The sequence below is a fragment of the Citrobacter sp. Cpo045 genome, assembly GCF_030332875.1.
GTDB classification, from domain to species: domain Bacteria; phylum Pseudomonadota; class Gammaproteobacteria; order Enterobacterales; family Enterobacteriaceae; genus Citrobacter; species Citrobacter portucalensis.
Map to the genome: position 1 here is coordinate 273,730 of NZ_JAOWGZ010000076.1, position 26,915 is coordinate 300,644.

At 51.3% G+C, this 26,915-nt stretch carries 28 protein-coding genes; 8 read left to right on the forward strand and 20 right to left on the reverse strand.

Annotated features, from left to right (window positions below; all coding sequences use genetic code 11):
• Positions 1–314 precede the first annotated feature (314 nt).
• Together dpiB and dpiA are read left to right on the forward strand one after the other, a co-directional pair.
• Positions 315–1,976, forward strand: coding sequence for a sensor histidine kinase DpiB (gene dpiB / locus OGY13_RS04955; protein WP_213752673.1), 1,662 nt, complete (start codon positions 315–317; stop codon positions 1,974–1,976).
• Positions 1,945–2,625 carry a two-component response regulator DpiA gene (dpiA, locus tag OGY13_RS04960; RefSeq protein ID WP_003831279.1) on the forward strand — a complete coding sequence of 227 codons (681 nt, stop codon included), beginning with the start codon at positions 1,945–1,947 and terminating at the stop codon, positions 2,623–2,625. The genes dpiB and dpiA overlap by 32 nt, the downstream gene beginning before the upstream one ends.
• Positions 2,626–2,759: 134 nt before the next feature.
• Here dpiA and dcuC read toward each other — a convergent pair whose 3' ends face one another.
• The gene (dcuC, locus tag OGY13_RS04965) at positions 2,760–4,127 is read right to left on the reverse strand and encodes an anaerobic C4-dicarboxylate transporter DcuC (RefSeq protein WP_153686943.1); all 1,368 of its coding nucleotides are present in this window, start codon (positions 4,125–4,127) and stop codon (positions 2,760–2,762) included.
• Between the two features lie 462 nt (positions 4,128–4,589).
• Between dcuC and pagP the strand changes: the two genes are divergently transcribed.
• Together pagP and cspE are read left to right on the forward strand one after the other, a co-directional pair.
• Positions 4,590–5,153, forward strand: coding sequence for a lipid IV(A) palmitoyltransferase PagP (pagP, locus tag OGY13_RS04970; protein ID WP_003831280.1), 564 nt, complete (start codon positions 4,590–4,592; stop codon positions 5,151–5,153).
• A 189-nt stretch (positions 5,154–5,342) separates the two neighbouring features.
• The gene (gene cspE, locus OGY13_RS04975) at positions 5,343–5,552 is read left to right on the forward strand and encodes a transcription antiterminator/RNA stability regulator CspE (RefSeq protein ID WP_000034825.1); all 210 of its coding nucleotides are present in this window, start codon (positions 5,343–5,345) and stop codon (positions 5,550–5,552) included.
• A gap of 52 nt (positions 5,553–5,604) precedes the next feature.
• Here cspE and crcB read toward each other — a convergent pair whose 3' ends face one another.
• On the reverse strand, positions 5,605–5,988 hold the full coding sequence (crcB, locus tag OGY13_RS04980; protein ID WP_003831281.1) for a fluoride efflux transporter CrcB: 384 nt from the start codon (positions 5,986–5,988) through the stop codon (positions 5,605–5,607).
• A gap of 90 nt (positions 5,989–6,078) precedes the next feature.
• Here crcB and OGY13_RS04985 point away from each other — a divergent pair, with 90 nt between their 5' ends.
• Complete coding sequence (locus OGY13_RS04985; protein ID WP_213752672.1) at positions 6,079–6,867, forward strand: deaminated glutathione amidase; 789 nt, start codon at positions 6,079–6,081, stop codon at positions 6,865–6,867.
• Between the two features lie 128 nt (positions 6,868–6,995).
• A complete protein-coding gene (gene tatE, locus OGY13_RS04990) occupies positions 6,996–7,199 on the forward strand; it encodes a twin-arginine translocase subunit TatE (RefSeq protein ID WP_003022699.1) in 204 nt (67 codons plus the stop codon).
• 98 nt (positions 7,200–7,297) lie between these two features.
• Here tatE and lipA read toward each other — a convergent pair whose 3' ends face one another.
• The 10 genes from lipA to OGY13_RS05040 form a co-directional block, all read right to left on the reverse strand.
• Positions 7,298–8,263 carry a lipoyl synthase gene (lipA, locus tag OGY13_RS04995; protein ID WP_003022702.1) on the reverse strand — a complete coding sequence of 322 codons (966 nt, stop codon included), beginning with the start codon at positions 8,261–8,263 and terminating at the stop codon, positions 7,298–7,300.
• 206 nt (positions 8,264–8,469) lie between these two features.
• Positions 8,470–9,111 (reverse strand): lipoyl(octanoyl) transferase LipB, encoded by a 642-nt coding sequence (gene lipB / locus OGY13_RS05000; RefSeq protein WP_003831286.1) that lies wholly within the window; start codon positions 9,109–9,111, stop codon positions 8,470–8,472.
• Positions 9,112–9,225: 114 nt separating this feature from the next.
• Positions 9,226–9,489, reverse strand: a complete 264-nt coding sequence (gene ybeD, locus OGY13_RS05005; RefSeq protein ID WP_003022706.1) for a DUF493 family protein YbeD — start codon at positions 9,487–9,489, stop codon at positions 9,226–9,228.
• A 106-nt stretch (positions 9,490–9,595) separates the two neighbouring features.
• On the reverse strand, positions 9,596–10,807 hold the full coding sequence (dacA, locus tag OGY13_RS05010; RefSeq protein WP_003022711.1) for a D-alanyl-D-alanine carboxypeptidase DacA: 1,212 nt from the start codon (positions 10,805–10,807) through the stop codon (positions 9,596–9,598).
• Between the two features lie 142 nt (positions 10,808–10,949).
• On the reverse strand, positions 10,950–12,059 hold the full coding sequence (rlpA, locus tag OGY13_RS05015; protein ID WP_057067704.1) for an endolytic peptidoglycan transglycosylase RlpA: 1,110 nt from the start codon (positions 12,057–12,059) through the stop codon (positions 10,950–10,952).
• 10 nt (positions 12,060–12,069) lie between these two features.
• On the reverse strand, positions 12,070–13,182 hold the full coding sequence (gene mrdB / locus OGY13_RS05020; RefSeq protein WP_003022718.1) for a peptidoglycan glycosyltransferase MrdB: 1,113 nt from the start codon (positions 13,180–13,182) through the stop codon (positions 12,070–12,072).
• A 2-nt stretch (positions 13,183–13,184) separates the two neighbouring features.
• A complete protein-coding gene (gene mrdA / locus OGY13_RS05025) occupies positions 13,185–15,086 on the reverse strand; it encodes a peptidoglycan DD-transpeptidase MrdA (RefSeq protein ID WP_003831292.1) in 1,902 nt (633 codons plus the stop codon).
• A 30-nt stretch (positions 15,087–15,116) separates the two neighbouring features.
• Positions 15,117–15,584, reverse strand: coding sequence for a 23S rRNA (pseudouridine(1915)-N(3))-methyltransferase RlmH (gene rlmH / locus OGY13_RS05030; protein ID WP_003022725.1), 468 nt, complete (start codon positions 15,582–15,584; stop codon positions 15,117–15,119).
• A 3-nt stretch (positions 15,585–15,587) separates the two neighbouring features.
• Entirely contained in the window at positions 15,588–15,905 is a 318-nt protein-coding gene (gene rsfS, locus OGY13_RS05035) for a ribosome silencing factor (protein ID WP_003022728.1), read from the reverse strand.
• Positions 15,906–16,159: 254 nt separating this feature from the next.
• The gene (locus tag OGY13_RS05040; protein WP_213752670.1) at positions 16,160–16,771 is read right to left on the reverse strand and encodes an adenosylcobalamin/alpha-ribazole phosphatase; all 612 of its coding nucleotides are present in this window, start codon (positions 16,769–16,771) and stop codon (positions 16,160–16,162) included.
• A 96-nt stretch (positions 16,772–16,867) separates the two neighbouring features.
• Between OGY13_RS05040 and cobD the strand changes: the two genes are divergently transcribed.
• On the forward strand, positions 16,868–17,962 hold the full coding sequence (gene cobD / locus OGY13_RS05045; RefSeq protein WP_213752669.1) for a threonine-phosphate decarboxylase CobD: 1,095 nt from the start codon (positions 16,868–16,870) through the stop codon (positions 17,960–17,962).
• Here cobD and nadD read toward each other — a convergent pair.
• From nadD to leuS, 4 genes are read right to left on the reverse strand one after another with little or no spacing between them, the layout of a single operon-like run.
• The gene (nadD, locus tag OGY13_RS05050) at positions 17,937–18,578 is read right to left on the reverse strand and encodes a nicotinate-nucleotide adenylyltransferase (RefSeq protein WP_213752668.1); all 642 of its coding nucleotides are present in this window, start codon (positions 18,576–18,578) and stop codon (positions 17,937–17,939) included. The genes cobD and nadD overlap by 26 nt on opposite strands.
• A gap of 1 nt (position 18,579) precedes the next feature.
• Positions 18,580–19,611 (reverse strand): DNA polymerase III subunit delta, encoded by a 1,032-nt coding sequence (gene holA, locus OGY13_RS05055; protein ID WP_167820337.1) that lies wholly within the window; start codon positions 19,609–19,611, stop codon positions 18,580–18,582.
• Positions 19,611–20,207: an LPS assembly lipoprotein LptE gene (gene lptE, locus OGY13_RS05060; RefSeq protein WP_213752667.1), complete on the reverse strand. Its 597-nt coding sequence runs from the start codon at positions 20,205–20,207 to the stop codon at positions 19,611–19,613. The genes holA and lptE overlap by 1 nt, the downstream gene beginning before the upstream one ends.
• Positions 20,208–20,221: 14 nt before the next feature.
• Positions 20,222–22,804: a leucine--tRNA ligase gene (gene leuS / locus OGY13_RS05065; RefSeq protein WP_003831305.1), complete on the reverse strand. Its 2,583-nt coding sequence runs from the start codon at positions 22,802–22,804 to the stop codon at positions 20,222–20,224.
• Between the two features lie 235 nt (positions 22,805–23,039).
• Between leuS and OGY13_RS05070 the strand changes: the two genes are divergently transcribed.
• Positions 23,040–23,522: a zinc ribbon-containing protein gene (locus OGY13_RS05070; protein ID WP_003022748.1), complete on the forward strand. Its 483-nt coding sequence runs from the start codon at positions 23,040–23,042 to the stop codon at positions 23,520–23,522.
• Between the two features lie 106 nt (positions 23,523–23,628).
• Here OGY13_RS05070 and rihA read toward each other — a convergent pair whose 3' ends face one another.
• The 4 genes from rihA to gltJ all read right to left on the reverse strand — a co-directional run bounded on the left by rihA (position 23,629) and on the right by gltJ (position 26,820).
• Positions 23,629–24,564, reverse strand: a complete 936-nt coding sequence (rihA, locus tag OGY13_RS05075; RefSeq protein WP_153686947.1) for a pyrimidine-specific ribonucleoside hydrolase RihA — start codon at positions 24,562–24,564, stop codon at positions 23,629–23,631.
• 116 nt (positions 24,565–24,680) lie between these two features.
• A complete protein-coding gene (gltL, locus tag OGY13_RS05080) occupies positions 24,681–25,406 on the reverse strand; it encodes a glutamate/aspartate ABC transporter ATP-binding protein GltL (protein WP_003022754.1) in 726 nt (241 codons plus the stop codon).
• On the reverse strand, positions 25,406–26,080 hold the full coding sequence (gene gltK / locus OGY13_RS05085) for a glutamate/aspartate ABC transporter permease GltK (RefSeq protein ID WP_003831315.1): 675 nt from the start codon (positions 26,078–26,080) through the stop codon (positions 25,406–25,408). The genes gltL and gltK overlap by 1 nt, the downstream gene beginning before the upstream one ends.
• Positions 26,080–26,820: a glutamate/aspartate ABC transporter permease GltJ gene (gene gltJ, locus OGY13_RS05090; protein WP_003831316.1), complete on the reverse strand. Its 741-nt coding sequence runs from the start codon at positions 26,818–26,820 to the stop codon at positions 26,080–26,082. The genes gltK and gltJ overlap by 1 nt, the downstream gene beginning before the upstream one ends.
• Between the last annotated feature and the right edge of the window lie 95 nt (positions 26,821–26,915).

The window sequence follows — 26,915 nt, forward strand, 5'->3', positions numbered from 1 at the left end:
TGTTTGCAATTGAAGGGAATGGTTTTTTATTACGGAGTATTTCTTTTTTTCCCTGCTGCATACATCGTAAGGGGTATTTTGGAGGTGATTTTTGATTTATTTCACAATAAGTTAGAAGGTTTTAATGTGTTTTATGGTTTTAAGTTTTTTAATTAATTTAACCCTAAAATAAGGTGTGGTTTTAATTTGTTTAATTGATTTAAGGTGGGGAATCTGCAACGATCTTGTTTTATACCATAACGTGTAAATAGAACATTTTAATTACAACTACAATGAGAAATTAGTTTTAGTTAACGTCGGTGAGGAAAAATGTGATGGCAGAACAGAAAAATAAAACACGGTTTCCTTTTTTCCGCAGTCTGGCGTTTCCTTTACGTATCTTTCTGCTCATTCTGGTCGTTTCTGTTTTTATCATCGCCGCCCTGGCACAATACTTCACCGCCAGCTTTGAAGATTATCTGGCAACGCATGTCCGCGATATGGCAATGAATCAGGCCAAAATCATCGCCTCTAACGACAGTATCATCACGGCGGTTAAGCATCGTGATTACAAGCGGTTGGCGACGATTGCCGACAAACTGCAGAGCGGAACTGACTTCGACTATGTGGTTATCGGGGATACCAACTCTATTCGTCTGTATCATCCGAACCCGGAAAAGATTGGCTATCCGATGCAGTTCACCAAACCCGGCGCGCTGGAAAAAGGGGAGAGCTACTTTATTACCGGTAAAGGGTCCATCGGGATGGCAATGCGCGCTAAAACGCCCATCTTTGATGACGATGGCAAAATCATTGGCGTAGTCTCAATTGGTTATCTGATCAGCAAAATTGATAGCTGGCGATCGGACTTCTTACTCCCGATGGCCGGTGTGTTTATCCTGCTGTTGCTGGTACTTATGCTGCTCTCCTGGTTTTTCGCTGCCCATATTCGTCGGCAGATGTTGGGTATGGAACCGAAACAAATTGCGCGTGTGGTACGTCAGCAGGAAGCGTTGTTCAGCTCGGTATATGAAGGATTGATTGCCGTGGATCCTGATGGATATATCACCGCAATAAATCGCAGTGCGAGGAAAATGCTGGGGCTGTCTTCACCTGGGAGAAAGTGGCTTGGAAAACCGGTGAGTGATGTGGTTCAGCCAGCGGACTTTTTCACCCAACAGATTGCGGAAAAACGACAGGACGCGATGGTCAACTTTAATGGACTGAGCGTTATCGCCAACCGTGAGGCGATTCGCTCCGGTGACGAACTGCTTGGGGCAATCATCAGTTTTCGTAGTAAAGATGAAATTGCTACTCTTAATGCGCAGTTAACGCAAATCAAACAGTATGTAGAGAGCCTGAGGACGCTGCGTCATGAGCACCTGAACTGGATGTCGACCATCAATGGTCTGCTGCAAATGAAAGAGTATGACAAGGTTCTGGCCATGGTGCAGGGAGAATCCCAGGCGCAACAGCAACTGATTGACAGCCTGCGCGGCGCGTTTGCCGATCGTCAGGTAGCCGGTCTGTTGTTTGGCAAGGTGCAGCGCGCGCGGGAACTGGGTCTCACCATGACTATTGTTCCGGGCAGCCAACTGCATCAACTCCCCGAGGGGCTGGATAGCACAGAGTTTGCAGCAATTGTTGGCAATCTGCTTGATAATGCATTTGAAGCGAGCTTGCGCACCCAGCAAGGCAACAAGGTCGTCGAACTCTATTTGAGCGATGAAGGGGATGACGTGATCATCGAAGTTGCCGATCAGGGATGCGGTGTGCCGGAAGCATTGCGTGAAAAAATATTTGAACAGGGTGTGAGCACCCGTACCGATGAACCAGGTGAACATGGCATCGGTTTGTATCTTATTGCAAGTTATGTGAGGCGCTGTGACGGGGTGATTACGCTCGAAGAAAACTCCCCCTGCGGCACCTTATTTTCTTTATTTCTTCCGAAAGTGAAAAAAAACAATGACGGAACCATTAACGCTATTGATCGTTGAGGATGAAACGCTACTGGCGGAAATGCATGCTGAATATATCCGCCATATACCCGGCTTCAGCCAGATTTGGCTGGCGGGTAATCTTGCGCAGGCGAGGATGATGATTGAGCGTTTTAAGCCCGGTTTGATTCTGCTCGATAACTACTTGCCGGACGGCAAGGGAATTACCTTATTGCATGAGCTAACCCAGGCGCGTTATCCGGGCGGTGTGGTGTTTACCACGGCGGCCAGCGACATGGAAACAGTCTCCGAAGCTGTGCGCAGCGGCGCGTTTGATTACCTGGTCAAACCCATTGCCTACGAGCGGCTGGGGCAGACCCTGACGCGTTATCAACAGCGTCGACGTATGTTGGCGGGTAATGATAGCGCCAGTCAAAAGCAGATAGATGAGATGTTTAATGCCTACGCGCGGGGCGAGCCGAAAGGGGATTTACCGACTGGGATTGATGCCTTAACGCTGAATGCAGTGCTGAAATTATTCGCCGATCCGACGGTACACCATACAGCAGAAACGATCGCCCAGGCGCTCACCATCAGCCGAACGACTTCCAGACGCTACCTGGAGTACTGTGCCAGCCGTCATTTGATTATTGCGGAGATTATTCACGGTAAGGTGGGTAGGCCGCAGCGTATCTATCACGGCGGCTAAATGCTGATTTCTGACGTAGGCCGGATAAGATGCTTTAGCATCGACATCCGGCAACGTTGCAGTCGAAATGCCGGATGCGGCGTGAATGCCTCATCCGGCCTACATTTCTCTGAGTATCAGCCGCCAACGACGGCTTAAGAAGAACCTGGTACCATCACTTCAGTTGCGATAATCACAACCAACAACCCAACCAGAACCGGAACCGAGGTACGTTTCACCACTTCGAACGGAGAAATCTTCGCCATACCTGCAACAGCAACCACCACGCCGGAGACCGGGGAGATTGTGCGTCCAAGGTTTGACGCCTGCAGCATCGGGATAACAAGGTAAGCTGGGTTAATGCCGGAGGAATGCGCCAGCTTAGGGATCATCTCAACGAAGGCATAGAACGGAGCGTTACCGGAACCCGTAGTCATTGCCGCCAGCATAGTCAGGATCACCAGCACCATCATCAGAATAATGCTCGCCGAACCAAACGAGGTGGCGATAGATATCAGACTCTGAATAAAGCCGATTGTGCTCAGGCCTTGGGCAAAAACACCCGCAGCGACTAACAACATCACCACGTTAGCAAAGGCATCCGCCATGCCACGGTAAGCGACTTCCAGACCAGAGAAAACCTTTTGGGTGTTGAACCCACGTACGAACTCCAGAATAGCCGCGATGAGCATGCACAGAACCAGAATCGTAATGATATGCAGCTGTGGACCCCATTTACCATCAAAAATCAGGACGCCAACAATCGGGGTAAACGGCAGAATGGCGTAAAATGACGGAGCAGTCGTGGTGATTTCAGCCACATCTAACATTTCATGAGAAATGTTCTCTTTTTTATCCAGAAAACGCTGCCAGAAAAAGTGGGCAATCGCCATAGCAATGATGGCGGCAATGGAAATTGGCAGCGTGGTTTTAAAGGCGAAATCGATCAGCGGCATTTCCGCAGCTTTTGCCGCCAGCACCACATCACCGGATGTTGGTGAAAGAATAATTGCAGCAGGGGAGGCACAAATGGCCGCTGCGGCGCCACGGCTGATCCCAACGTTAACCATGACCGGGAACAGTGTTGCCATCAGCAATACGCCCAGACCGGTTGCTGACGAAACCGCCAGTGACATCAGGCAGGCGACAAAATAGGCGGCAATCATTAGCAGGTAAGGAGAGTTGATGTATTGCAGAGGCTTGGAGGCCAGCTTAACGACCATATCGTTCGCGCCAATGTGGGTCATATAAGCGGCAAAACCACACAGCATCATGATCATCATGCCGAGATCGCCACCACGGCTCATCAGCAAAATTTTAATATATTCAACAATGTCTGTTGCCGTATAGCCCGTTGATGCCGCGCTGGACGGCAAAACTTTATGCCCCATCAGCGCACTGATAATCAGCAAAACCAGACCACCAACAAACAGTACGCCTGTCGCGGAATAACCTTTAATGATGTAGCGCGCTACACCCACAATAACCACAACCCCAATAAGGAGTTCAATAAATGTCAACATCGTTTCCCCTGTCGCATTGCTGCCCAGAAAGTAAAAAAACTAAAAAAAGTAAAAAGTGGTGACAGAATGTGCCTAATAAACCGATAACTCTTGCTGATTAAAATCAATAAAAATACGGATTCAAGCGATGGTTAAGCCGTTTTTTCAGCATCGCGGTTTAAAAAAGAATCTCACAATAAGAAACTGTGAAGCGCAGCGCTGATGTGTGTGTTTTGTGGCGATGATGAATATCAATTGTTAATTTATTGTGATGCTATTTAACTTTTTTCGCAGGAAAGAACAATTTATTGGCAATAAAGAGAAAATAGTTCCTATTAGATGGCTCAATAAACTCATGGATAATTATCTTAAAAATTATAGGCTGAGGATTATTCTGATTTTTTAGCTGCGCATTTTTGTTAAGCTAACATTAAGGTTGGGTTTGCTACAATTAATAATAAATCCCAGGATGGTAATTAAGTTGTGATTGTCGCTAAACGATATTTTCTCATTTTTTCATTTCTTTTTATTCAGTTAGCTTTCATTCCCCAGGGCGCTGCTGAAGATAAAGGCTGGTTCGCTACTTTTAAAGACAACGTCAGTGAAACCTGGCAGCAGCCAGAACATTATGATCTGTACGTGCCGGCTATTACCTGGCATGCTCGTTTTGCTTATGATAAAGAAAAAACGGATCGCTACAATGAACGCCCATGGGGGGCGGGCTTTGGTCAATCCCGTTGGGATGATAAAGGTAACTGGCACGGGCTTTATATAATGGCCTTTAAGGATTCCTACAATAAATGGGAACCCATTGGTGGTTATGGCTGGGAAAAAACCTGGCGACCGCTGGCAGATGAAAATTTCCACACAGGTCTCGGTTTTACCGCCGGTTTTACCGCGCGCGATAACTGGAACTACATTCCGGTACCCGTGCTGTTACCGCTGGCATCGATAGGGTATGGTCCGGCAACGTTCCAGATGACCTACATTCCGGGAACGTACAACAACGGTAACGTCTACTTTGCATGGATGCGTTTCCAGTTTTGATGGACTACCTGTATTGTCAGGTGGATTATTAAAAAGTCTTTTAAAAACAGTGTGATATTAACTTTAACTGAAAAATAACGCGACATTTATCACTTTTTGATAAAGTTCGACTGGACAAAGTCCACCACAATTGTTGTACTGATACCCGACACAGCATTTGTGTCTATTTTTCATGTAAAGGTAATTTTGATGTCTAAGATTAAAGGTAACGTTAAGTGGTTTAATGAGTCCAAAGGATTCGGTTTCATTACTCCGGAAGATGGCAGCAAAGACGTGTTCGTACACTTCTCTGCAATCCAGACCAATGGTTTTAAAACTCTGGCTGAAGGTCAGCGTGTAGAGTTCGAAATCACTAACGGTGCCAAAGGCCCTTCTGCTGCAAACGTAATCGCTCTGTAAGCATACGACAGCAAGCATTCAAAACCCGCTTAATTGCGGGTTTTTTTTCGCTTCAGTGCGCGGGAGAGGCCGAAACCAGCCAGAATGCCAGGGCGGTCATCGCAAATGATCCCAACAGATTAACCAGTACATTCACCATAGCCCAACCAAAGCGTCCTTCCTGTAGCAAAAACACCACCTCAGCTGAGAAAGTGGAAAACGTTGTCAGTCCCCCGCAAAAGCCAGTGGTAATCAGTACCTTCCACATTGGATCAATGTTTGTCATGCGATTAAACCATGCCAGACCCATACCAATGATAAATGCGCCAAGTAAGTTTGCAGCCAGCGTACCGAATGGGATGGCCTGATGTAGCGGGTTAAACCTCATGCTCAACATCCATCTTGCTACACTACCTGTACCACCACCGATAAAAACCGCTAAAAGGAGTTGTAACACTGCATAATCCTGCTATTTGATTGTATATAGGATGAGTGTAACGCTGAATAATCGTGGTTGGCGAGCCTAACAACGTTTTCTGGAGGGAATATGTTCGTTGCAGCAGGGCAATTTGCCGTGGGACCTTCATGGGAAAAAAATGCAGAAACCTGCGTCTTTTTGATGTCACAGGCTGCAGGAGAGGGGGCGTCGCTGCTGGTATTACCGGAGGCACTTCTGGCCCGTGACGATCTGGACCCAGACCTGTCAGTGAAATCAGCTCAACTGCTGGAGGGCGGATTTTTGACGCGCTTGCTGCGAGAAAGCGCGCAAAACGAGATGACGACAATCCTGACGATTCATGTTCCTTCTGTGCCAGGCCGGGCGTTTAACATGCTGGTGGCGCTACGGGCAGGTCAGGTCGTGGCCCATTACGCTAAATTACATCTCTATGATGCCTTTTCGATTCAGGAGTCACGTAATGTTGATGCAGGGGACGCCATAGCGCCGCTGCTGGATGTAGACGGGTTAAAAGTAGGGTTAATGACCTGTTATGATCTGCGCTTTCCTGAGCTGGCGCTGGTGCACGCATTGCAGGGAGCGGAAATTCTTGTCTTACCCGCAGCCTGGGTTCGGGGATCGCTTAAAGAGCATCACTGGGCTACGCTTTTGGCGGCAAGAGCGTTAGATGCGACGTGTTACTTGATTGCGGCGGGAGAGTGCGGTAACAAGAATATCGGCCAAAGCAGGGTCATCGACCCCTTTGGTGTGACCATTGCTGCTGCGGCAGAAACGCCCACGCTAATTATGGCCGAGGTTTCCGCCGAGCGGGTGAGGCAGGTTAGGGCACAACTCCCGGTGTTAAGTAACCGACGCTTTGCTCCACCGCAATTATTATGACGTTTTTTTAAACAAGGCTTGATTCACCTTGTTACAGATTGCTATTGTGTGCGCGCGTCGAAAGGCCGTTAATATTCTCAGGTTAATATGGCGCTTTATGCAGCCTGGTTTAAGTCAAGAAGGTATCTATGGGTGAGATTAGTATTACCAAACTGCTGGTGGTTGCCGCACTGGTTGTTCTGCTGTTTGGTACCAAGAAGTTACGTACACTGGGTGGAGACCTGGGAACGGCAATCAAGGGCTTCAAGAAAGCAATGAACGACGATAATGCCGATGCTAAGAAAGATGCTGATGGTAGCGTTCAGGCTGAGAAGCTTTCTCATAAAGAGTAATGTCAGGAGCATGATGCTCTTACTGCATACTCTGCATGAAAAAAAACCGGCAATTTGCCGGTTTTTTTATTGCTGATATGTAAGTGAGTATTACACGATTACTTCACTTCCAGCCCTTTGGCCTGCATGTCAGCATGGTATGAAGAGCGAACGAATGGACCGCAGGCTGCATGGGTAAAGCCCATTGCCATAGCTTCGGCTTTCATCTCATCGAACTCATCCGGGCTCACATAGCGTTGAACCGGCAGGTGATGGCGGCTTGGCTGTAAATACTGCCCCAGCGTCAACATGGTTACACCATGGCTGCGCAGGTCACGCATGACCTCAATGATTTCCGCATTGGTTTCGCCCAGACCGACCATCAGACCTGATTTGGTCGGAATCTCCGGGTGCGCTTCCTTGAAACGTTCCAGAAGCTTCAGTGACCAGTTGTAGTCAGCACCTGGACGAACATTGCGATAAATACGTGGTACGTTTTCGAGGTTGTGGTTAAACACATCCGGCGGGGTGGCCGTGAGGATATCCAGCGCACGATCCATACGACCACGGAAGTCAGGCACCAGCGTTTCGATTTTAATCGACGGGCTTTTCTCACGAATAGCGGTGATGCAGTCAGCAAAGTGCTGAGCACCGCCGTCACGCAGATCGTCGCGGTCAACGGAGGTAATGACGACATACCGCAGCGCCATGTCAGCAATCGTCTGAGCAAGTTTTAACGGCTCGTTAGCATCAGGAGCAACCGGACGGCCATGGGCAACGTCACAGAATGGGCAACGGCGGGTACAGATTGCGCCGAGGATCATAAAGGTTGCAGTTCCGTGATTGAAACATTCAGCCAGGTTAGGGCAGGAAGCTTCTTCGCAGACAGAGTGCAGGCCATTTTTGCGCATTGCCGCTTTGATGCCCTGGATGCGAGTGGAGTCCGCTGGCAGTTTTATTTTCATCCATTCCGGTTTACGCAGCAGGGCTTCACGCTCTGTTGCCACATTTTTTACCGGGATAAGAGCCATCTTATCGGCATCGCGGTATTTAACACCGCGTTCCATCACAATGGGTTTACTCATAGCTTGCGTGTTCCAGTTGCGAATTACGAAGGAAAGCGTTTCAATTCAAGGGAATGTTGCATTTATCAACTATTTTTGAATTAGTGATACGCAGTATATCATTGAAACGGGCCAGAAAGCAGCCTGACAGGCTGGCAAAATGTAAAATAGTTGTTGTTTTGTGCCATTTGCCACAACATATGCCGTGGCAAAGTATGCGCGTATTTTCAGTCCGCGATGTACTCGTGCGGTGGGTTACCCAACAGCGCCAGAATGTTGGCCAGCAGCCTTGGGCGAATGCTCTCGGTCGTGGCTGTGCTATCCCACTGCGATACCTTCGCCATTTCCATTCCGGCATAACCACAAGGATTGATACGCAGGAAAGGCGACAAGTCCATATCCACGTTGAGTGCTAAGCCGTGAAATGAACATCCTTTACGAATACGTAACCCCAAAGAGCAGATTTTCTTCTCTCCAACGTATACGCCTGGCGCATCGGCTCGCGGGTGGGCGTCAATACCGATTTCCGCAAGGGTATTCACAACGGTTTGCTCCAGCAGCGTAACCAGTTCGCGAACGCCAAGTTTACGACGCTTCAGGTTCAACAGCACATACATGACCTGCTGGCCCGGCCCGTGATAAGTCACCTGACCGCCACGATCGCTCTGGATCACCGGAATATCTCCTGGCATCAGTACGTGCTCTGCTTTACCTGCCTGACCCTGGGTAAAAACAGGATAATGCTCTACCAGCCAGATTTCGTCATAACTGTTTTCATCGCGGGTATCGGTGAATTCGTGCATGGCCAGAGAAACTGGCTCGTAAGGTTGAAGACCGAGCTGGCGGACAAGAATTTTATCCTGATACAAAACGGCATCTCCGTAGATACTCACATAGAGTAGAGAATATAAAAGAGGGGAAAAAGTATATCACAGGAGGGAGGGGTTACCCGAGCGGGGATGCTGCGGGTAACCAACAGGTTTTTACAGTACCATGCGTACGATATCGATATTGCCTAATTCTTCGTACAGCGTTTCAACCTGCTCAATGTGTGTAGCAGTAATAGTGATTGAGACCGAGTGGTAGTTGCCTTTGCTGCTCGGTTTTACCGTCGGAGAGTAATCACCTGGCGCATGGCGCTGTACCACTTCAACCACCTGATCAACCAGCTCAGGCAACGCCTGCCCCATTACTTTGTAAGTAAATGGAGTAGGGAATTCAAGCAGTTCGTTAAGTTTGGTTTTCATGTCAGCTCCGGCGTTACATCAATAAATAATAACTCCCACAGTGCGTGGGAGTTATCTGGATACCTAGTATATGGGGACGTAAATCACACTTTCAAGTGTTCGATTTTTAGCCAAACCAGTGATGGAACATTAATTTAATGTAATCAATGATTTTCCCAAAGAAGTTGCCTTCAGGGATTTCCTGCAGGACTACCAGCGGGCGCTGCTCAATGGTTTTGCCATCCAACTGGAAGTTGATGGTGCCGACAACCTGGTTTTTCTGCAGCGGTGCGTGCAGTTCTGTGGTGTTCAGCACATAGCTTGCTTTCAGATCTTTCATGCGGCCGCGCGGAATAGTCAGGTAGACATCTTTATCTACGCCTAACGATGCACGATCGGTATTACCAAACCAGGCGGGCTCTGAAGCAAACTCTTTACCGACTTTCAGTGGGTTCACGGTTTCAAAGAAACGGAAGCCCCAGGTCAGCAGTTTTTTACTTTCGGTTTCACGACCTTTATAGGTGCGGCCACCCATGACGGCGGAGATCAGACGCATCTGACCTTCGGTTGCGGATGCAACGAGGTTATAGCCAGCCTTGTCGGTATGACCGGTTTTGATACCGTCGACATTCAGGCTGTTATCCCACAGCAGGCCGTTACGGTTTAACTGACGGATGCCGTTAAACGTGAACTCTTTTTCTTTATAGATAGAGTATTCGTTAGGCACGTCGCGAATCAGCGCCTGACCAATCATCGCCATGTCGCGAGCCGAGCTGTATTGACCGTCAGCATCGAGACCATGAACGGTCTGGAAGTGGGTGTTTTTCAGGCCCAGCGCGTTCACATAGCTGTTCATCAGACCGACGAAAGCATCCTGGCTGCCGGCTGCGAAGTCCGCCATTGCTACGCACGCGTCATTACCGGATTGCAGGTTGATACCACGGATAAGCTGAGAAACAGGAACCTGCATGCCAGGTTTCAGGAACATCAATGATGAACCTTTAAAGACCGGGTTACCTGTAGCCCAGGCGTCATTGCCGACGGTGACCAGATCGGTTTCTTTGAATTTCCCGGCTTTCATCGCCTGGCCGATGACGTAGCTGGTCATCATTTTGGTCAGACTGGCGGGATCGCGGCGAGTGTCAGCGTTCTGTTCTGCCAGAACTTTGCCTGAATTGTAATCAATCAGGATATATGACTCCGCATCGATCTGCGGAACACCCGGGATCATGGTTTTAATATTCAGGTCATCGGCATGGGCAGCAGAGAGAGAAGCTGCGCAGAGAGCCGCGGTGAGCGCCATACGCTGCACGAAACGAGCGGAAAAAGTGGTCTTCATGGTCTGAACTACGACGTCCGTGATGAAATTAAAAAAAGTGCCCTACTATAGCAAATGCAAAACGGGCAGGCATCTGACTTTCCGCGTGACTTTGTTAATGTCATTTACAGAAACTGACAGTTCAGATACCTGATTTACGTTATTACACGCCGGTGATGAAGGACTGTAATTGCGCCTCGGCTTGAAGACGCTGCTGCAATGTGGAGGCTTCAGCTTTGCTGGCGAACGGCCCCATCTGGATACGCCAGACTGCGCCGTTTTGTACCACCCGACCTGGGACGCCAAATTGCTGGCTTAAACGTTTTTGATACTGCTGCGCACGCGACTGCTCGCTGACTGCGCCAACCTGAACCACGTAGCGTCCGTTGGCTACTGCCGCTGGCGCAGGTGCAGCGACGGCGGCTGGTGTTGCTGCTGGCGCGGTTGGCGTTACCGGTGCGGTGGTGGTCGGTTGCGGAGCCGGAGTCGGCTCGCTACCTTCCAGCACGCCTGCAGCGAGTGTGGTCGGCGCACCGAGGAATCCACTGCTGTTCACTGGCGCACCGGTTGTATCATCGCTTTTCAACGTGGAATTGCTGATCGGACGAATATCGCCTTGCGGCTGACCCACATCCGATGGCGCAGGCATGCTGCCCATACTGCCACCGCCGCTTAAATCAGGACGCGCGGGCAGGGCATAGGTTTGTTTCGCTACCGTGGTACAAGCCATTCCCGGCCCGGACAATGAACCATCCTGGGCGACGATGATCGGGTCGATACGCACTTTGGTATTGTTGGAGGTATTCAGACGGTCGGCTGCTGCACGTGAAAGTGAAATCACGCGATCGTTGCCATAAGGGCCGCGATCGTTAATGCGCACGACAATCATCCTGCCATTTGCCAGGTTAGTTATTCTGGCATAGCTTGGGACTGGCAGCGTCGGATGCGCTGCGGTTAACTGCATCGGGTCGAACGCTTCACCAGACGCGGTTAAGTTGCTTCCGGGTTCCGCATCATAGATAGCGGCAAGCCCTGCCTGGCTAAAGCGGGAAGGGTCCTGGACGATTTTGTAGCTCTTACCATCACGCTGATAGTCCTGATTCGCCGTTGGGTTCAGGGGTTCAAAGCGCGGATCGGCCCCGCTGATTTCAACAATCGGACCATTACACACCGCAGGCTGCGGCGCGACAGCACCCTGTTGCTGACCATCATCACTCGAACACGCCGCGAGCATTCCTGCTGCGATGCAGATACCAAGCCACTGCTTACGCATTGCGTACCCCTTACACGCTTTTCGACAACATTTTTCTATGGGTATGGATCGACATAACAATCCCGAACCCAGCCATCAGCACGATAAGTGCCGAGCCTCCGTAACTAACCAGTGGGAGAGGAACGCCAACCACGGGCAGAATACCGCTCACCATACCAATATTTACGAAGACATAAACGAATAATATCAACATTAAACCACCCGCCATGACGCGACCAAAGGTGGTTTGCGCGTGGGCAGCGATCCATAACCCGCGCATAATCAGCAAAATGTACAGCGCCAGCAGAATTAAGATCCCTACCAGACCCAGTTCTTCCGCTAATACCGCGAAGATAAAATCTGTATGACGTTCGGGTAAAAACTCAAGCTGTGACTGCGTACCGTGTAGCCAGCCCTTACCACGTAGACCGCCGGAGCCAATAGCAATTTTAGACTGAATGATGTGATAACCCGCACCCAGCGGATCGGTTTCCGGATCGAGTAACATCATGACGCGCTGACGTTGATAATCATGCATCAGGAAGAACCACAGTATCGGGATAAACGCCGCAACCAGGACTACCGCAACACCGATTAAACGCCAGCTCAAACCAGAAAGGAACAGAACAAACAGACCGGAAAGAGCGACCAGTATTGAAGTTCCGAGGTCTGGCTGGGCGGCCACCAGCAGGGTGGGCATAAATATCAGCACCAACGCAATGGCGGTATTTTTTAGCGATGGCGGGCAAACATCACGGTTGATGAAGCGCGCGACCATCAGCGGCACGGCAATCTTGGCGATTTCGGAAGGCTGAAAACGCACAATCCCCAAATCCAGCCAGCGCTGCGCGCCTTTGGAGATAGCGCCGAAGGCATCTACTGCCACCAACAAAATGATGCAAAAGATGTAGAGATAGGGAGCCCAGCCTTCATAAACTCGGGGCGGGATTTGCGCCATCACCACCATGATGACCAGGCCCATCGCGATCTGACCGACCTTGCGCTCCATCATGCCAATATCCTGGCCGCTGGCGCTCCAGATGACCAGCGAGCTGTAAACCAGCAGCGCCAGCAAAATAAGCAACATCGTGGGATCGATGTGGATTTTGTCCCAGAATGTTTTTTTGTTCGGATTATCCGTCACGATTATTGGTCCTCCGCTGCTGCAACCGCGGGGTTTTCTGCAGGCAGATTGGTGTTATTGTCGCCCAACATAATGTGGTCAAGGATCTGGCGCATAATGGTACCCACAGCCGGGCCCGCGCCACCGTTTTCAAGGATTATGGCGACAGCAACCTGGGGCTTATCATAGGGTGCGAAGGCCGTCATCAGCTTGTGGTCACGTAAGCGCTCGGCGATCTTATGTGCGTTATAGGTTTCATTGGCTTTCAGGCCAAAGACCTGTGCAGTACCGGATTTCGCCGCAATTTTGTAAGGTGCGCCAGCGAAATATTTGTGTGCAGTACCGTTAGGACGGTTGGCTACACCGTACATGCCGTCTTTTGCGATTTCCCAATAACCGGAATGAATGTCACCAACGGGTGGTTCGTGCGGCTGAATCCACGGCACTTGCTTGCCGTTTTCTGCCGTACTCATCAGCAGATGCGGAACTTTTACCAAACCGTCGTTGATAAGGATCATCAGCGCTTTACTCATCTGGATAGGGGTTGCTGTCCAGTAACCCTGACCGATGCCGACCGGAATGGTATCACCCTGGTACCATGGCTTTTTGAACCGTTTTTGCTTCCACTCGCGGGTTGGCATGTTTCCGGCGCGCTCTTCGGCAAGATCGATACCCGTATATTGACCGTAGCCAAACTTGCTCATCCATTCTGAAAGGCGGTCTATCCCCATATCATAGGCGATTTGATAGAAAAACGTATCCGCCGACTCTTCCAGAGAACGGGTGATGTTCAGATGGCCGTGCCCCCATTTTTTCCAGTCGCGGTAACGTTTTTCAGAGCCCGGTAATTGCCACCAACCCGGATCGAACAGACCAGTATTGCGGGTGATGACGCCTGCACTTAATGCAGAAACCGCGACGTAAGGTTTAACCGTCGAAGCAGGAGGGTAGACACCCTGAGTTGCGCGGTTAACCAATGGGGTATTCGGGTCATTGAGCAACCCGGAGTAATCTTTACTCGAGATACCATCGACAAACAGGTTCGGGTCGTAGCTCGGCATGGACACCAGTGCGAGAACGCCACCGGTACGCGGGTCGGTGACTACCACCGCGGCACGACTGCCCGCCAGCAGCGTTTCGATGTACTGCTGGAGTTTCAGGTCAAGGGTGAGATAGATATCGTGCCCGGCCTGCGGCGCCACTTCTTTCAGTTGGCGAATGACGCGGCCACGGTTGTTCACTTCAACTTCTTCATAACCCGTCTGGCCGTGAAGTACGTCTTCATAGTAGCGTTCAATACCCAATTTACCGATGTCGTGCGTCGCCGCGTAGTTGGCCAGCTTGCCGTCTTTGTCCAGGCGGTCCACGTCTTTATCGTTGATCTTCGATACGTAGCCAATGACGTGGGTCAGCGCAGAGCCGTAGGGGTAATAGCGGCGTTTATAGCCTTTAACTTCGACGCCGGGAAAGCGATATTGATTAACGGCGAACCGTGCCACCTGCACTTCACTGAGGTTAGTTTTTACCGGAATGGAGGTGAAGCGGTGTGAACGGGCGCGCTCTTTTTTAAAGGCGGCAATGTCGTCGTCCGTCAGGTCTACGACGTTACGCAGCGCGTCGAGGGTATCCTGAACGTTGTCGACCTTTTCCGGCATCATTTCTATCTGATAAATGGTGCGGTTAAGGGCGAGTGGAATTCCGTTACGGTCATAAATGATGCCGCGACTGGGGGCGATAGGCACCAGTTTGATGCGGTTTTCGTTCGAGCGAGTCTGATAATCAGTAAAGCGAACGATTTGCAGATTATAAAGGTTGGCGATCAGCACGCCGGTGAGCAGCAAAATCCCCAAAAAAGCGACCAGCGCCCGGCGCACAAACAGCGCGGACTCAGCCGAATAGTCGCGAAAAGAATTCTGTAGTTTCATCCGCTGCTTAATCTACTCAAGAATCAATGATCACTCACGGTGATAAGGATGGTTGGTGGTGATGCTCCACGCCCTGTACAGACTCTCCGCGACCAGAACCCGAACAAGAGGGTGAGGAAGGGTTAACGCAGAGAGTGACCAGCTTTGTTCCGCTGCCGCTTTACAGGCAGGAGAGAGACCTTCCGGCCCGCCAATCAACAGACTGACGTCACGACCGTCCAGTTTCCAGCGTTCCAGTTCAGTCGCCAGCTGCGGCGTGTCCCAGGGTTTACCAGGGATATCAAGGGTGACGATGCGGTTTTTGCCTGCGGCAGCCAGCATCTGCTCACCCTCTTTGTCGAGAATGCGTTTAATATCCGCGTTCTTGCCGCGTTTTCCTGCCGGGATTTCGATCAGCTCAAAGGGCATATCTTTCGGAAACCGACGGAGATACTCCGTAAACCCGGTTTGCACCCAGTCAGGCATTTTCGTACCCACAGCGACAAGTTGCAGCTTCACGCATTAACTCCAGAGTTTTTCCAGTTCATACAGGCGACGGCTTTCTTCCTGCATCACGTGGACAATCACATCACCGAGGTCAACTACGATCCAGTCTGCAACGTTCTCGCCTTCTACGCCGAGCGGCAGCAGACCAGCAGTGCGGGACTCCTGAACAACGTGGTCTGCGATAGACATTACATGACGGCTGGACGTGCCGGTGCAGATAATCATGCAATCAGTGATGCTGGATTTGCCCTGAACGTCTAAGGCGATGATGTCTTGACCTTTCAGGTCATCAATTTTGTCGATTACAAAATCCTGAAGTGCTTTACCCTGCAAGTGTTCCCCCTGGGTGAAAAGAGTTAAAAACGTCTGTTAGTATACCTGAACCAGAGGCGATATCGGGACAAATGTCTCCGAAAGCGCTTTTGAAGTGCGCTATCATCCCACCCCACGCCGCAGAATGCATCGCCATTTTTGTAAAACAATTTCTGCAAAGCTCTGAAGGGCGGGAAAAGTCAGGTTGCGGAGAATAACAGCCTGTCATGGGGTGTCAATGGGAGAGAAGCCCTTCGGCAGAAAAAACAGGGCTTTCACTCCCCGTCGTGCCATACAGCCCGGCTGTTGAGCACTTTAAGAACCGCAAAATCGTCGCAAAAATCAATTGCGCTCCAGCAACCTTGTTCGACGCGAAAATGCCACATTGCTGTAGCCGGCATGGACAGCAGACGGGCGATCAACATGCTCAGAACACCCTGATGGCTCACCACCAGTAGGTTTTGGCACGTTTTGTAATCAGCGAGCTGAGCAATAAAGCGTTCCACGCGCAGGGAAAACGCCTGAAAACCTTCACCATTGGTTGGCGTCGCATTCTGCCAGTCGTTACACCACACGGCGTAGTTTTCGGCGTCTTCTCGCGCCAGATCGCGATGATGGCGCATTTCCCAGTCACCAAAAAACATCTCATTGAGCTCAGGCATGTTGCGCACAGGAACCTCGCGATCGCCTAAGATCAACTGCGTTGTATGGCGGGCACGTTCCAACTCGCTGCACAGAACGTTGTCGACAGGCACATTGCGTAACAGCGTACCCAGTATTTGCGCCTGAGCGATACCCCGTTCCGTTAGCGGTGTGGGGGCGTGGCCGCTGTATAAACCAGCGACATTGGCTTCAGTTTCTCCATGACGTACTAACCAGAGTCTCATTTTTTCCTCTTGAGGTTATTCGCACAAAACATGATGTTTGCCCTGATTGCGCAGAGATTTTTCACTAAAATACCTTTTTTTGCGTGGAGCGGCACGATGTCTTTATTGAAGAGCGCGCATGGTGGCAATACCCGAGAAGCCGCCGAACTGTTGGGCATCTCGCCTGAACAATTGTTGGATTTTAGCGCGAATATTAATCCGCTGGGTATGCCGGCAAGTTTAAAACGCGCGATCGTCGACAACCTGGACTGCGCGGAGCGTTACCCGGATGTTGATTACGCTAAATTGCATGCGGCGCTGGCGGAGCATCATCAGATTCCTGCCTCATGGATACTTGCCGGAAACGGCGAGACTGAGTCGATTTTCACTTTGGTGCAAGGACTTAAACCACGCCATGCGATGATCGTGACGCCCGGGTTTGCTGAATATCGTCGGGCGCTGCACTGGGGAGACTGCACGATCCATGAGTTTGCGCTACGCGAAGACGATGGCTGGCAGCTTACCGATGCAATCCTCGATGCGTTAACCTCAGAGCTGGACTGCCTGTTTCTCTGTACGCCCAACAATCCCACTGGCTTGCTGCCCGATAACCGCCTGCTGCGCGAAATAGCCGCGCGTTGTGAGTTGCTTGGGATCAATCTGATCCTTGATGAAGCGTTTATCGATTTTATTGCCGGGGAGCAGGGGTTTATTCCGCTGCTTCGGGATAACCCGCATATTTGGGTGCTGCGCTCGCTAACCAAGTTCTATGCGATACCGGGGCTGCGGTTAGGGTATCTGGTCAACAGTAATGAACAGGCTGTTGCACAGATGCGCCGTCGACAAATGCCGTGGTCAATTAACGCATTTGCTGCACTGGCAGGCGAGATTATTTTACACGACAGCGCATATCAGCAGGCAACATGGAAGTGGCTGGAGCAAGAGGGCGCGAGGTTTGATCGGCAGTTGAAAGAACTGCCCGGCCTGACGGTGTATCCTGGCAGGGCAAATTATCGCTTATTGCGCTGCGAGCGGGCGGATTTTGATCTGCAACGCGCAATGCTGGAACAACATGTCTTGATTCGCAGTTGTGCTAATTATCCGGGGCTGGATGCGCGCTATTATCGGGTAGCCGTTCGCAGCCAGGAAGAGAATAACCGCCTGTTGGCGGCTCTACGCAAGGTGCTTAGCGGTACAACCCCTGCTGATTGATATAGTCAAGCACTGCAGCTGGCATCAGGTCGTCGCAGGGCTCGCCTTTTTCCAGACGCTCACGGATGAGCGTGGCGGAGATGTTAAACCACGGCGTTTCAGCCAGATAAATTTTCCCGCAAGGCAAGTTGTGCAGGTCATCTGGCGAATGGGTCAGATGATCCTCCAGCCACTGCTGGTGCTTTTCCTGCGCCATTTCGAGCGGATAGCCCGGACGTCGGCAGACAATGAGGTGGGTGTTATCCAGAATCGTGTCGTAGTCATGCCAGGACGGAAAGGTAAGCAGTGAGTCCTGGCCAATAATAAACGCTAACGGTACTTCCGGGCCTTGCTCCTCGCGCCACTCTTTGAGCGTTTGCGCGGTGTAGGAGGCGGTATCGCGTTTCAGTTCGCGTTCATCGAGGGAGAACAACGGCTTATCGGCAATGGCCAGTTCAACCATGCGCTGACGTTGTTCGCCGGACGCTTCGGGTTGCGCACGATGCGGCGGCACATTATTGGGCATGATAATAACCCGGGAAAGGCCAATCAGATTCGCCAGAATTTCAACCGGTTTAAGATGACCATAATGCACCGGATCAAAGGTGCCACCGAACAGAGCCTGCAATGATTTCATATCAACCATCAATAAAAACATCGGCCAGCGATTTATGGCAGAGCAACAGGGAAAGCCCCTCAAGTTCCGCCCACACTGACTGACCATAGTCTTGTTTAAGCGTAATTTCAGTACGCGTTAACAGCGTTACCGCCTGACGCAACTGCGCAGGGTTCAGCCGGTTTAGCGCGTCTCCCATCATACCCCGGCGATTTTGCCACACCCGGTGTTTATCAAACAACGTGCGCAAAGGCGTATGGGCTGACTGCCGTTTTAAGTTGACCAACAGCAGTAATTCACGCTGTATCGTGCGCAGCAAAATAACCGGCTCACTGCCTTCCAGACGTAACTGTTGCAGAATGTGCAGCGCGCGTTTGCTTTTGCCCATCAGCAGCGCATCCACCCAATGGAACGGGGTAAAGTGCGCGGCATCGTTAACGGCTTTCTCCACGCGAGGCAGCGTTAGTTTGCCATCAGGCCAAAGCAATGCTAGCCGTTCCAGCGCTTGCGCCAGCGCTAACAGATTACCTTCATAGCAATAGCACAACAGCTGATTGGCTGCGTCATCCAGTTGTAGATTGTTAAGCTTCGCTCTGGCGGCGACCCAACGAGGAAGCTGTGCTTGCTCCGGCGTCTGGCAGCTTACCTGCACCGCATTATTGGCAAGTCCGGTATACCATGCGGCGTTTTCCTGCGCTTTAGTCAGTTTGTTGCCGCGAACGATCAGCAGCAGGTCGTCATGTAGCAGTGTGACGAGTGAAGCGAGCTGTTCGTTAATGGCGGCATTGGGGCCATTTTCAGGCAACTGCAAAAGTAGGGTTTGACGGCTGGCAAACAGGCTCATTGCCTGGCAGAGTGAAAAAATCTCTCCCCAGTCGGTGCTATTGTCCAGGGTGAAAGCGTGGTGTTCTTCGAACCCTTGTATGGCGGCAGCCTGACGGATAGCGTCCTGGCTTTCCTGCAACAAGAGAGGATCGTTACCTAAGAGCAAATATGCCGCGCGCAGCCCTTCATTGAGCTGTGCGCGGAGTTGTTCAGGGTACAACTTGAGCATCAGTTACCCAGCGTGGTGGAAACACGCGCCGGAGATGACGCAGGCTCTGCGGCTTTTGTCGCCGCTGGCTTAGCATCATCAGCATTGGATGACAGAGTATCGGCCAGATGTACGCTTGGCAGCTTACGAATTAACTGTTCAGCCGCTTTGTCATACATCTCTTTGATGATCATCTCTTGCTCGTTATCCTTCGCCAGTGCAGCCTGTGGGTTGTCAAAGAACGAACGATAAACTTTGGCGCTGATTGGATAAATATCATGACCAGGAATCAGCACAGTAGCACTTACGGACATCACCATCTGGTATTCAGCCGTTTGACCGTTCTGGAATACCGACGCCGTATCCTGCGAAATGCTGACCGCGCCAAGACGTAAGGACGTCACATCTTTACGCATTGAGCCGTCTTCAAGCAGCGTAACGCCATTCAGACGCAGCTGATTACGAACCGCGCGGCTTAATGGGCCGTTCGGATCACCAGAGTTCAGGATCATGGTTTTCATTGAGGGTGGAACCTGCGTAGTACTACGCAGATGCCAACCGCACCCGGCGGTGACAAGCACCGCCAGAGATAACAACAATGTTGTCAGAAGTCGCACGCTTCCTCCCGCGCTTAGCCAACGACCAGATTGAGGAGTTTACCCGGTACATAAATCACTTTACGTACGGTAACGCCATCAAGATATTTTGCTACCAGATGCTCCTGGCCAGCACGCTCACGAACCTGCTCTTCAGTGGCGTTTACCGGAACGGTGATTTTGCCACGTACTTTACCGTTTACCTGAACCACAACCAGCGTTGAGTCTTCAACCATTGCCGCTTCATCCGCCACCGGCCACGGTGCGTTGTCGATATCGCCTTCGCCTTTCAGTGCTTCCCACATCGTGAAGCAAACGTGTGGGGTGAACGGGTTCAGCATGCGAACGACGGCCAGTAAGGCTTCCTGCATCAGGGCTCTGTCTTGTTCGTCTTCCTGCGGTGCTTTCGCCAGCTTGTTCATCAGCTCCATAATCGCCGCAATTGCGGTGTTAAAGGTCTGACGACGACCGATATCATCGGTAACTTTAGCAATGGTTTTATGTACGTCGCGACGCAGCGCTTTTTGGTCTTCGCTCAACGCATCAACGTTCAGGGCAGCAACATCGCCTTTGGAAGTATGTTCGTAAACCAGCTTCCATACACGTTTCAGGAAGCGATTCGCCCCTTCAACGCCGGATTCCTGCCATTCCAGCGTCATATCAGCCGGAGAAGCGAACATCATGAACAGACGTACCGTGTCAGCGCCGTAACGTTCAACCATAACCTGCGGGTCGATACCGTTATTTTTCGACTTGGACATTTTGCTCATGCCGGTATAGACCAGTTCATGGCCTTCTGCGTCCTGAGCTTTGACGATACGACCTTTTTCGTCGCGCTCAACGATGGCATCAACCGGAGAAACCCAGTTACGCTCGCCGTTTGCACCAACGTAATAGAACGCATCAGCCAACACCATACCCTGGCACAGCAGCTGTTTGGCCGGTTCGTCAGAGTTGACCATGCCCGCATCGCGCATCAGCTTGTGGAAGAAGCGGAAGTAGAGCAGGTGCATGATGGCGTGTTCAATACCACCAATGTAGATATCAACTGGCAGCCAGTAGTTTGCGGCTTCTGGATCCAGCATCCCTTCGTTGTACTGCGGGCAGGTATAGCGCGCGTAGTACCAGGAGGATTCCATAAAGGTATCGAAGGTGTCGGTTTCGCGCAGCGCAGGCATGCCGTTAACGGTGGTTTTTGCCCACTCCGGATCGGCTTTTATTGGGCTGGTGATGCCGTCCATAACCACGTCTTCCGGCAGAATAACCGGCAACTGATCTTCTGGCGTCGGCAGTACGGTACCGTCTTCCAGCGTCACCATCGGAATTGGCGCCCCCCAGTAACGCTGACGGGAAACACCCCAATCACGCAGACGGTAGTTCACTTTACGTTCACCCACGCCTTTCGCTACCAGCTTGTCAGCAATGGCGTTGAAGGCAGCTTCGAAGCCGAGGCCGTCAAACTCGCCGGAGTTAAACAGCACGCCTTTTTCGGTCAGAGCTTGTTCGGACAGATCCGGCTCTGCGCCTTCAGCGGTCAGAATTACTGGCTTGATGGTCAGGCCATATTTTGTCGCAAACTCGTAATCGCGCTGATCGTGGCCCGGAACGGCCATGACTGCGCCCGTACCGTATTCCATCAGGACGAAGTTTGCTGCCCAAACGGGGATTTCTTCGCCAGTCAGCGGGTGAACAGCTTTAAAGCCCGTGTCGACGCCTTTCTTCTCCATGGTTGCCATTTCGGCTTCAGCAACCTTGGTGTTGCGGCATTCGTCAATGAAGGCAGCCAGTTCTGGGTTATTTGCAGCAGCTTTCTGCGCCAGCGGGTGACCTGCGGCAACGGCCAGATAGGTCGCACCCATAAAGGTGTCCGGGCGGGTGGTGTAAACGGTCAGCGTGTTGTCGTAACCGTTCACATCGAAGGTGATTTCCACGCCTTCAGAACGGCCAATCCAGTTGCGCTGCATCGTTTTCACGGTGTCAGGCCAGTGATCCAGGTTATCCAGGTCACGCAGCAGTTCGTCAGCGTAAGCGGTGATTTTGATGAACCACTGTGGGATCTCTTTACGCTCGACTTTGGTATCGCAACGCCAGCAGCAGCCGTCGATAACCTGTTCGTTTGCCAGTACGGTCTGGTCGTTCGGGCACCAGTTGACCGCAGACGTTTTCTTGTACACCAGGCCTTTTTTGTACAGCTCGGTGAAGAATTTCTGTTCCCAACGGTAGTATTCCGGGGTGCAGGTCGCCAGCTCACGGCTCCAGTCGTAACCGAAACCCAGCATTTTGAGCTGGTTTTTCATGTATGCGATGTTGTCGTACGTCCACGGTGCTGGCGCGGTATTGTTTTTAACCGCAGCGCCTTCTGCAGGCAGACCGAACGCATCCCAGCCAATTGGCTGCAGTACGTTTTTGCCCAGCATGCGCTGGTAGCGGGCGATCACGTCACCGATGGTGTAGTTACGTACGTGGCCCATGTGTAGTCGACCAGAAGGATAGGGAAGCATAGACAGGCAGTAATACTTCTCTTTGCTCTCGTCTTCGGTAACTTCAAATGTGCGCTTCTCATCCCAGTGAAGCTGTACTTTGGATTCTATCTCTTCCGGGCGGTATTGCTCTTGCATGGCAGCCAGTGGTCCTGTTTTCAATACAGCTACAAACGTAGCTCTAGATGTGGTGTTTCAGATCCGCATAGCATAGCCCAAACGCCCGCGCCAAAACAGCCTTTCGCGCATTCAGCGTTGAATTCCCGCAAGGATAATTCTTGCACGAATTTACACACTCTGTGGACAGTCTTGCAAAGCGTAGCGTAAATAACGTCTATTATTATAGACAGTTAACGACCCAGGAGGCGAAGTGATGAACAAGGTTGCTCAATATTACCGTGAACTGGTGGCTTCACTGAGCGAACGTCTGCGTAATGGCGAACGCGATATCGATGCGTTGGTGGAGCAGGCGCGTCAACGAGTTATGCAGACCGGGGAGTTAACGCGAACCGAGGTGGAAGAGCTCACCCGGGCCGTCAGACGTGACCTGGAAGAGTTTGCTCTGAGCTATGAAGAAAGTCTCGATGAGGAGACAGACAGCGTCTTTATGCGGGTTATCAAGGAGAGTATCTGGCAGGAACTGGCCGATATTACAGATAAAACGCAGCTCGAATGGCGCGAGGTGTTCCAGGACCTCAGTCATCACGGGGTTTATCACAGCGGTGAGGTGGTCGGATTAGGTAATCTGGTCTGCGAGAAGTGCCACTTCCATTTAGCGGTTTACACCCCGGATGTGCTGCCGCTGTGTCCGAAATGCGGACACGATCAGTTTCAGCGGCGACCGTTTGAGCCGTGATGATTAGGCGTGCCAGAAGTTATTTGTAGGCCTGATAAGATGCGCCAGCATCGCCATCAGGCAATATGCCGGATGGTGGCGCAAGCGCCTTATCCGGCCTACAGTTTTACGCGTAATATCTTAAACGTTCTGCCAGCAAATCGACAAACCCTTCGCGATCCACGTCTACCATTACGGTGGCGTTTGGCTTATTGCCGCTCAGGAAGTAGTAATCCACCACGGTCATTCCCTGGGTATATTTACCCTGAGTTTCCACGCCGACCCAGCGTTCAACGGTGGTAAACAGTTCAGGTTTCAGCAGCCAGGCAATGGTGCATGGATCATGCAGCGGTGCGCCGATGAATCCCCATTTTTCATCTTTGTGATATTCAAAGAAGAAGTCGAGTAGTTCTGCCACGATCGTCGAAATGGGATTGCCGATAGCGCGGAACCGCTCGGTATCTTCGCGATGTATTTGCGCTTTATGCGTGACGTCCAGACCAGCCATCACCACTGGAATGCCAGACTGGAATACGATTTCAGCGGCTTCAGGATCCACGAAAATATTGAACTCGGCGGCGGGCGTCCAGTTTCCGAGGCCCATCGCACCACCCATAATTACGATACGGGCGATTTTGGCGTGCAGCTCAGGATGGCTATTCAGAAGCAATGCGACGTTAGTCTGCGGCCCGGTGGAGACAATCGTCATCGGTTCCGGGCTTTCACGCAGGGTTTTCGCCATCAGTTCCACGGCGGTACAGTCTTGTGGCGCAAAAGCGGGTTCCGGCAGCGCCGGGCCATCAAGTCCACTCTCGCCGTGAACGTTATCGGCGATAATCAGATCGCGCATCAGTGGTTTCACTGCGCCACCAGCTACTGGTATATCCGTACGGTTGAGCAACGTTAACATGCGCAACACGTTACGCAGCGTTTTGTCAGGTGTCTGGTTACCGGCTGATGAGGTTATCGCTTTCACATCCAGTTCTGGTGAGGCGAGGGCGAGCACAATTGCGATAGCGTCGTCATGACCCGGATCGCAATCAAACAGGATAGGAAGTGCCATTGTTGCTCCTTGTAAGTGGGACTTTGTGACAAGGTTAACGCTGGGCTGTATGTGTTTCGAGAGGCGAAGGGATAAAGCGTGAGGTGGCGCGCACATGGAGGTGCGCGCCAGCAAGATTAGTGCAGTATTTTCGCGAGGAAGTCTTTGGCACGGTCCGATTTCGGATTAGCGAAGAACTCTTCTTTCGGTGAGTCTTCAACAATTTTCCCTTCATCCATGAAGATCACCCGGTTCGCCACTTTACGCGCAAAGCCCATTTCGTGGGTTACCACCATCATGGTCATCCCTTCATTGGCCAGTTCAACCATAACGTCCAGTACTTCGTTGATCATTTCAGGATCAAGCGCCGAGGTCGGTTCGTCAAACAGCATGGCGATAGGATCCATGCACAGCGCCCGGGCGATAGCGACACGCTGTTGCTGGCCCCCTGAGAGCTGAGCTGGAAACTTTTCCGCATGTGCTGACAGACCAACGCGTTCCAGTAACTTTTGCGCTTTGTCGCGGGCCGGCTTTTTATCGCGCTTGAGCACTTTTACCTGCGCCAGAGTCAGGTTCTCAATGATCGACAGGTGAGGGAACAGTTCAAAGTGCTGGAACACCATACCAACGCGAGAGCGCAGTTTGGCCAGATCGGTTTTTTTATCATTCACCACGGTACCATCAACGGTGATGACGCCTTGTTGTACCGGCTCCAGCCCGTTCACCGTTTTGATAAGCGTTGATTTACCTGAACCTGACGGGCCGCAGACCACCACCACTTCCCCTTTTTTCACTTCCGTGGAGCAGTCGGTCAGCACCTGAAAGTGACCATACCATTTAGAAACATTTTTCAGGGTAATCATTAAACTGTCCTTTTCTTCAAATAGCTGACCAACAACGATGCGCTCAGACTGAATACAAAATAAACGGCGCCAGCAAACAGGATCATTTCAACCTGTGTGCCGTCACGCTCGCCAATGGTAGAGGCGGTACGGAAGAAGTCTGCCAGACTTAATACGTAGACCAGCGAGGTATCCTGGAAGAGTACGATGCCCTGGGTTAGCAGCAGCGGTACCATCGCGCGGAATGCCTGCGGCAGAATAATGAGCTTCATCGACTGCCAGTGGGTCATCCCCAGAGCCAGCGCGGCGCTGGATTGCCCACGAGAAATACTCTGGATACCGGCACGGATAATCTCGGAATAGTACGCGGCTTCAAACATCGAAAACGCGACCATTGCTGAGATCAGGCGAATATCGGTTTTTGGCGACAGACCCAGTACGTTTTGCAGGAAGCCGGGCACAATCAGGTAGAACCACAGCAGCACCATGACCAGCGGAATAGAACGAAATACGTTGACGTAGCCTTTCGCAAACCAGGCAATCGGCGCGAAGCTGGACAGGCGCATTACTGCAAGGATGGTTCCCCAGACAATACCAATGACTACCGCCGTAACGGTGATTTTCAGCGTGATGATTAACCCATCCAGCAGATACGGCAGGGAAGGGATGATAGAACTCCAGTCAAATTCGTACATTATTTGCCTCCCAAATTGCCAGGCAGGCGGATTTTACGTTCAACAAGATTCATCACCAGCATGATGACGGCGTTAATCAGGACGTAGGCCAGAGTGATAGCGGTAAACGATTCCCATGCGTGGGCGGAGTAATCCAGCAATTTGCCCGCCTGTGCCGCCATATCGACCAGGCCGATGGTGGAGGCGATCGCGGAGTTCTTCACCAGGTTCATCATCTCTGAGGTCATTGGCGGAACAATCACGCGGTAAGCGTTTGGCAGCAGCACATAGCGGTAGGCCTGCGGTAGCGTTAGCCCCATCGCCAGAGCGGCGTTTTTCTGCCCACGAGGCAGAGACTGAATTGCGGCGCGAACCTGTTCGCAGACGCGCGCGGCGGTAAACAGCCCCAGACAAAGCATTGATGAGAGGAAGAACTGGATGTTGGGATCCAACTCAGCCTTGAACCACATCCCAATGTTTTCCGGCAGCAGTTCCGGAATAACCAGATACCAGGTAAAAAACTGGACGATGAGTGGAACGTTACGAAACAGCTCAACGTACAGCGTGCCGATCCCAGAAAGGAAACGATTTGGAACGGTACGTAAGATGCCGAATAAAGAGCCTATGAGGAAAGCGATAATCCAGGCGGTGATGGATAACGCGACAGTGACCTGGAAACCACTCCAGAGCCAGCCGAGATAGGTGGTGTTGCCGAACGGGGCTTGTTGTAAAAAAATACCCCAGTTCCAGTCTATAGACATAAATCTACTCCAGAAAAAAAAGGGTAGCAGCGCTACCCTCGAAGATTGTTATTCGGCGTTTTGCGGTTTTCAGGCCTGATGGGGAACGACCATCA

Bases quoted from the DNA above. Each gene is read 5' to 3' on its own strand.
- dpiB (WP_213752673.1), top strand. From the start codon at position 315: ATGGCAGAACAGAAAAATAAAACACGGTTTCCTTTTTTCCGCAGTCTG.
- dpiA (WP_003831279.1), top strand. From the start codon at position 1,945: ATGACGGAACCATTAACGCTATTGATCGTTGAGGATGAAACGCTACTG.
- dcuC (WP_153686943.1), bottom strand. From the start codon at position 4,127: ATGTTGACATTTATTGAACTCCTTATTGGGGTTGTGGTTATTGTGGGT.
- cspE (WP_000034825.1), top strand. From the start codon at position 5,343: ATGTCTAAGATTAAAGGTAACGTTAAGTGGTTTAATGAGTCCAAAGGA.
- OGY13_RS04985 (WP_213752672.1), top strand. From the start codon at position 6,079: ATGTTCGTTGCAGCAGGGCAATTTGCCGTGGGACCTTCATGGGAAAAA.
- tatE (WP_003022699.1), top strand. From the start codon at position 6,996: ATGGGTGAGATTAGTATTACCAAACTGCTGGTGGTTGCCGCACTGGTT.
- lipA (WP_003022702.1), bottom strand. From the start codon at position 8,263: ATGAGTAAACCCATTGTGATGGAACGCGGTGTTAAATACCGCGATGCC.
- ybeD (WP_003022706.1), bottom strand. From the start codon at position 9,489: ATGAAAACCAAACTTAACGAACTGCTTGAATTCCCTACTCCATTTACT.
- dacA (WP_003022711.1), bottom strand. From the start codon at position 10,807: ATGAAGACCACTTTTTCCGCTCGTTTCGTGCAGCGTATGGCGCTCACC.
- rlpA (WP_057067704.1), bottom strand. From the start codon at position 12,059: ATGCGTAAGCAGTGGCTTGGTATCTGCATCGCAGCAGGAATGCTCGCG.
- mrdA (WP_003831292.1), bottom strand. From the start codon at position 15,086: ATGAAACTACAGAATTCTTTTCGCGACTATTCGGCTGAGTCCGCGCTG.
- OGY13_RS05040 (WP_213752670.1), bottom strand. From the start codon at position 16,771: ATGAGACTCTGGTTAGTACGTCATGGAGAAACTGAAGCCAATGTCGCT.
- cobD (WP_213752669.1), top strand. From the start codon at position 16,868: ATGTCTTTATTGAAGAGCGCGCATGGTGGCAATACCCGAGAAGCCGCC.
- nadD (WP_213752668.1), bottom strand. From the start codon at position 18,578: ATGAAATCATTGCAGGCTCTGTTCGGTGGCACCTTTGATCCGGTGCAT.
- holA (WP_167820337.1), bottom strand. From the start codon at position 19,611: ATGCTCAAGTTGTACCCTGAACAACTCCGCGCACAGCTCAATGAAGGG.
- leuS (WP_003831305.1), bottom strand. From the start codon at position 22,804: ATGCAAGAGCAATACCGCCCGGAAGAGATAGAATCCAAAGTACAGCTT.
- OGY13_RS05070 (WP_003022748.1), top strand. From the start codon at position 23,040: ATGAACAAGGTTGCTCAATATTACCGTGAACTGGTGGCTTCACTGAGC.
- rihA (WP_153686947.1), bottom strand. From the start codon at position 24,564: ATGGCACTTCCTATCCTGTTTGATTGCGATCCGGGTCATGACGACGCT.
- gltL (WP_003022754.1), bottom strand. From the start codon at position 25,406: ATGATTACCCTGAAAAATGTTTCTAAATGGTATGGTCACTTTCAGGTG.
- gltK (WP_003831315.1), bottom strand. From the start codon at position 26,080: ATGTACGAATTTGACTGGAGTTCTATCATCCCTTCCCTGCCGTATCTG.
- gltJ (WP_003831316.1), bottom strand. From the start codon at position 26,820: ATGTCTATAGACTGGAACTGGGGTATTTTTTTACAACAAGCCCCGTTC.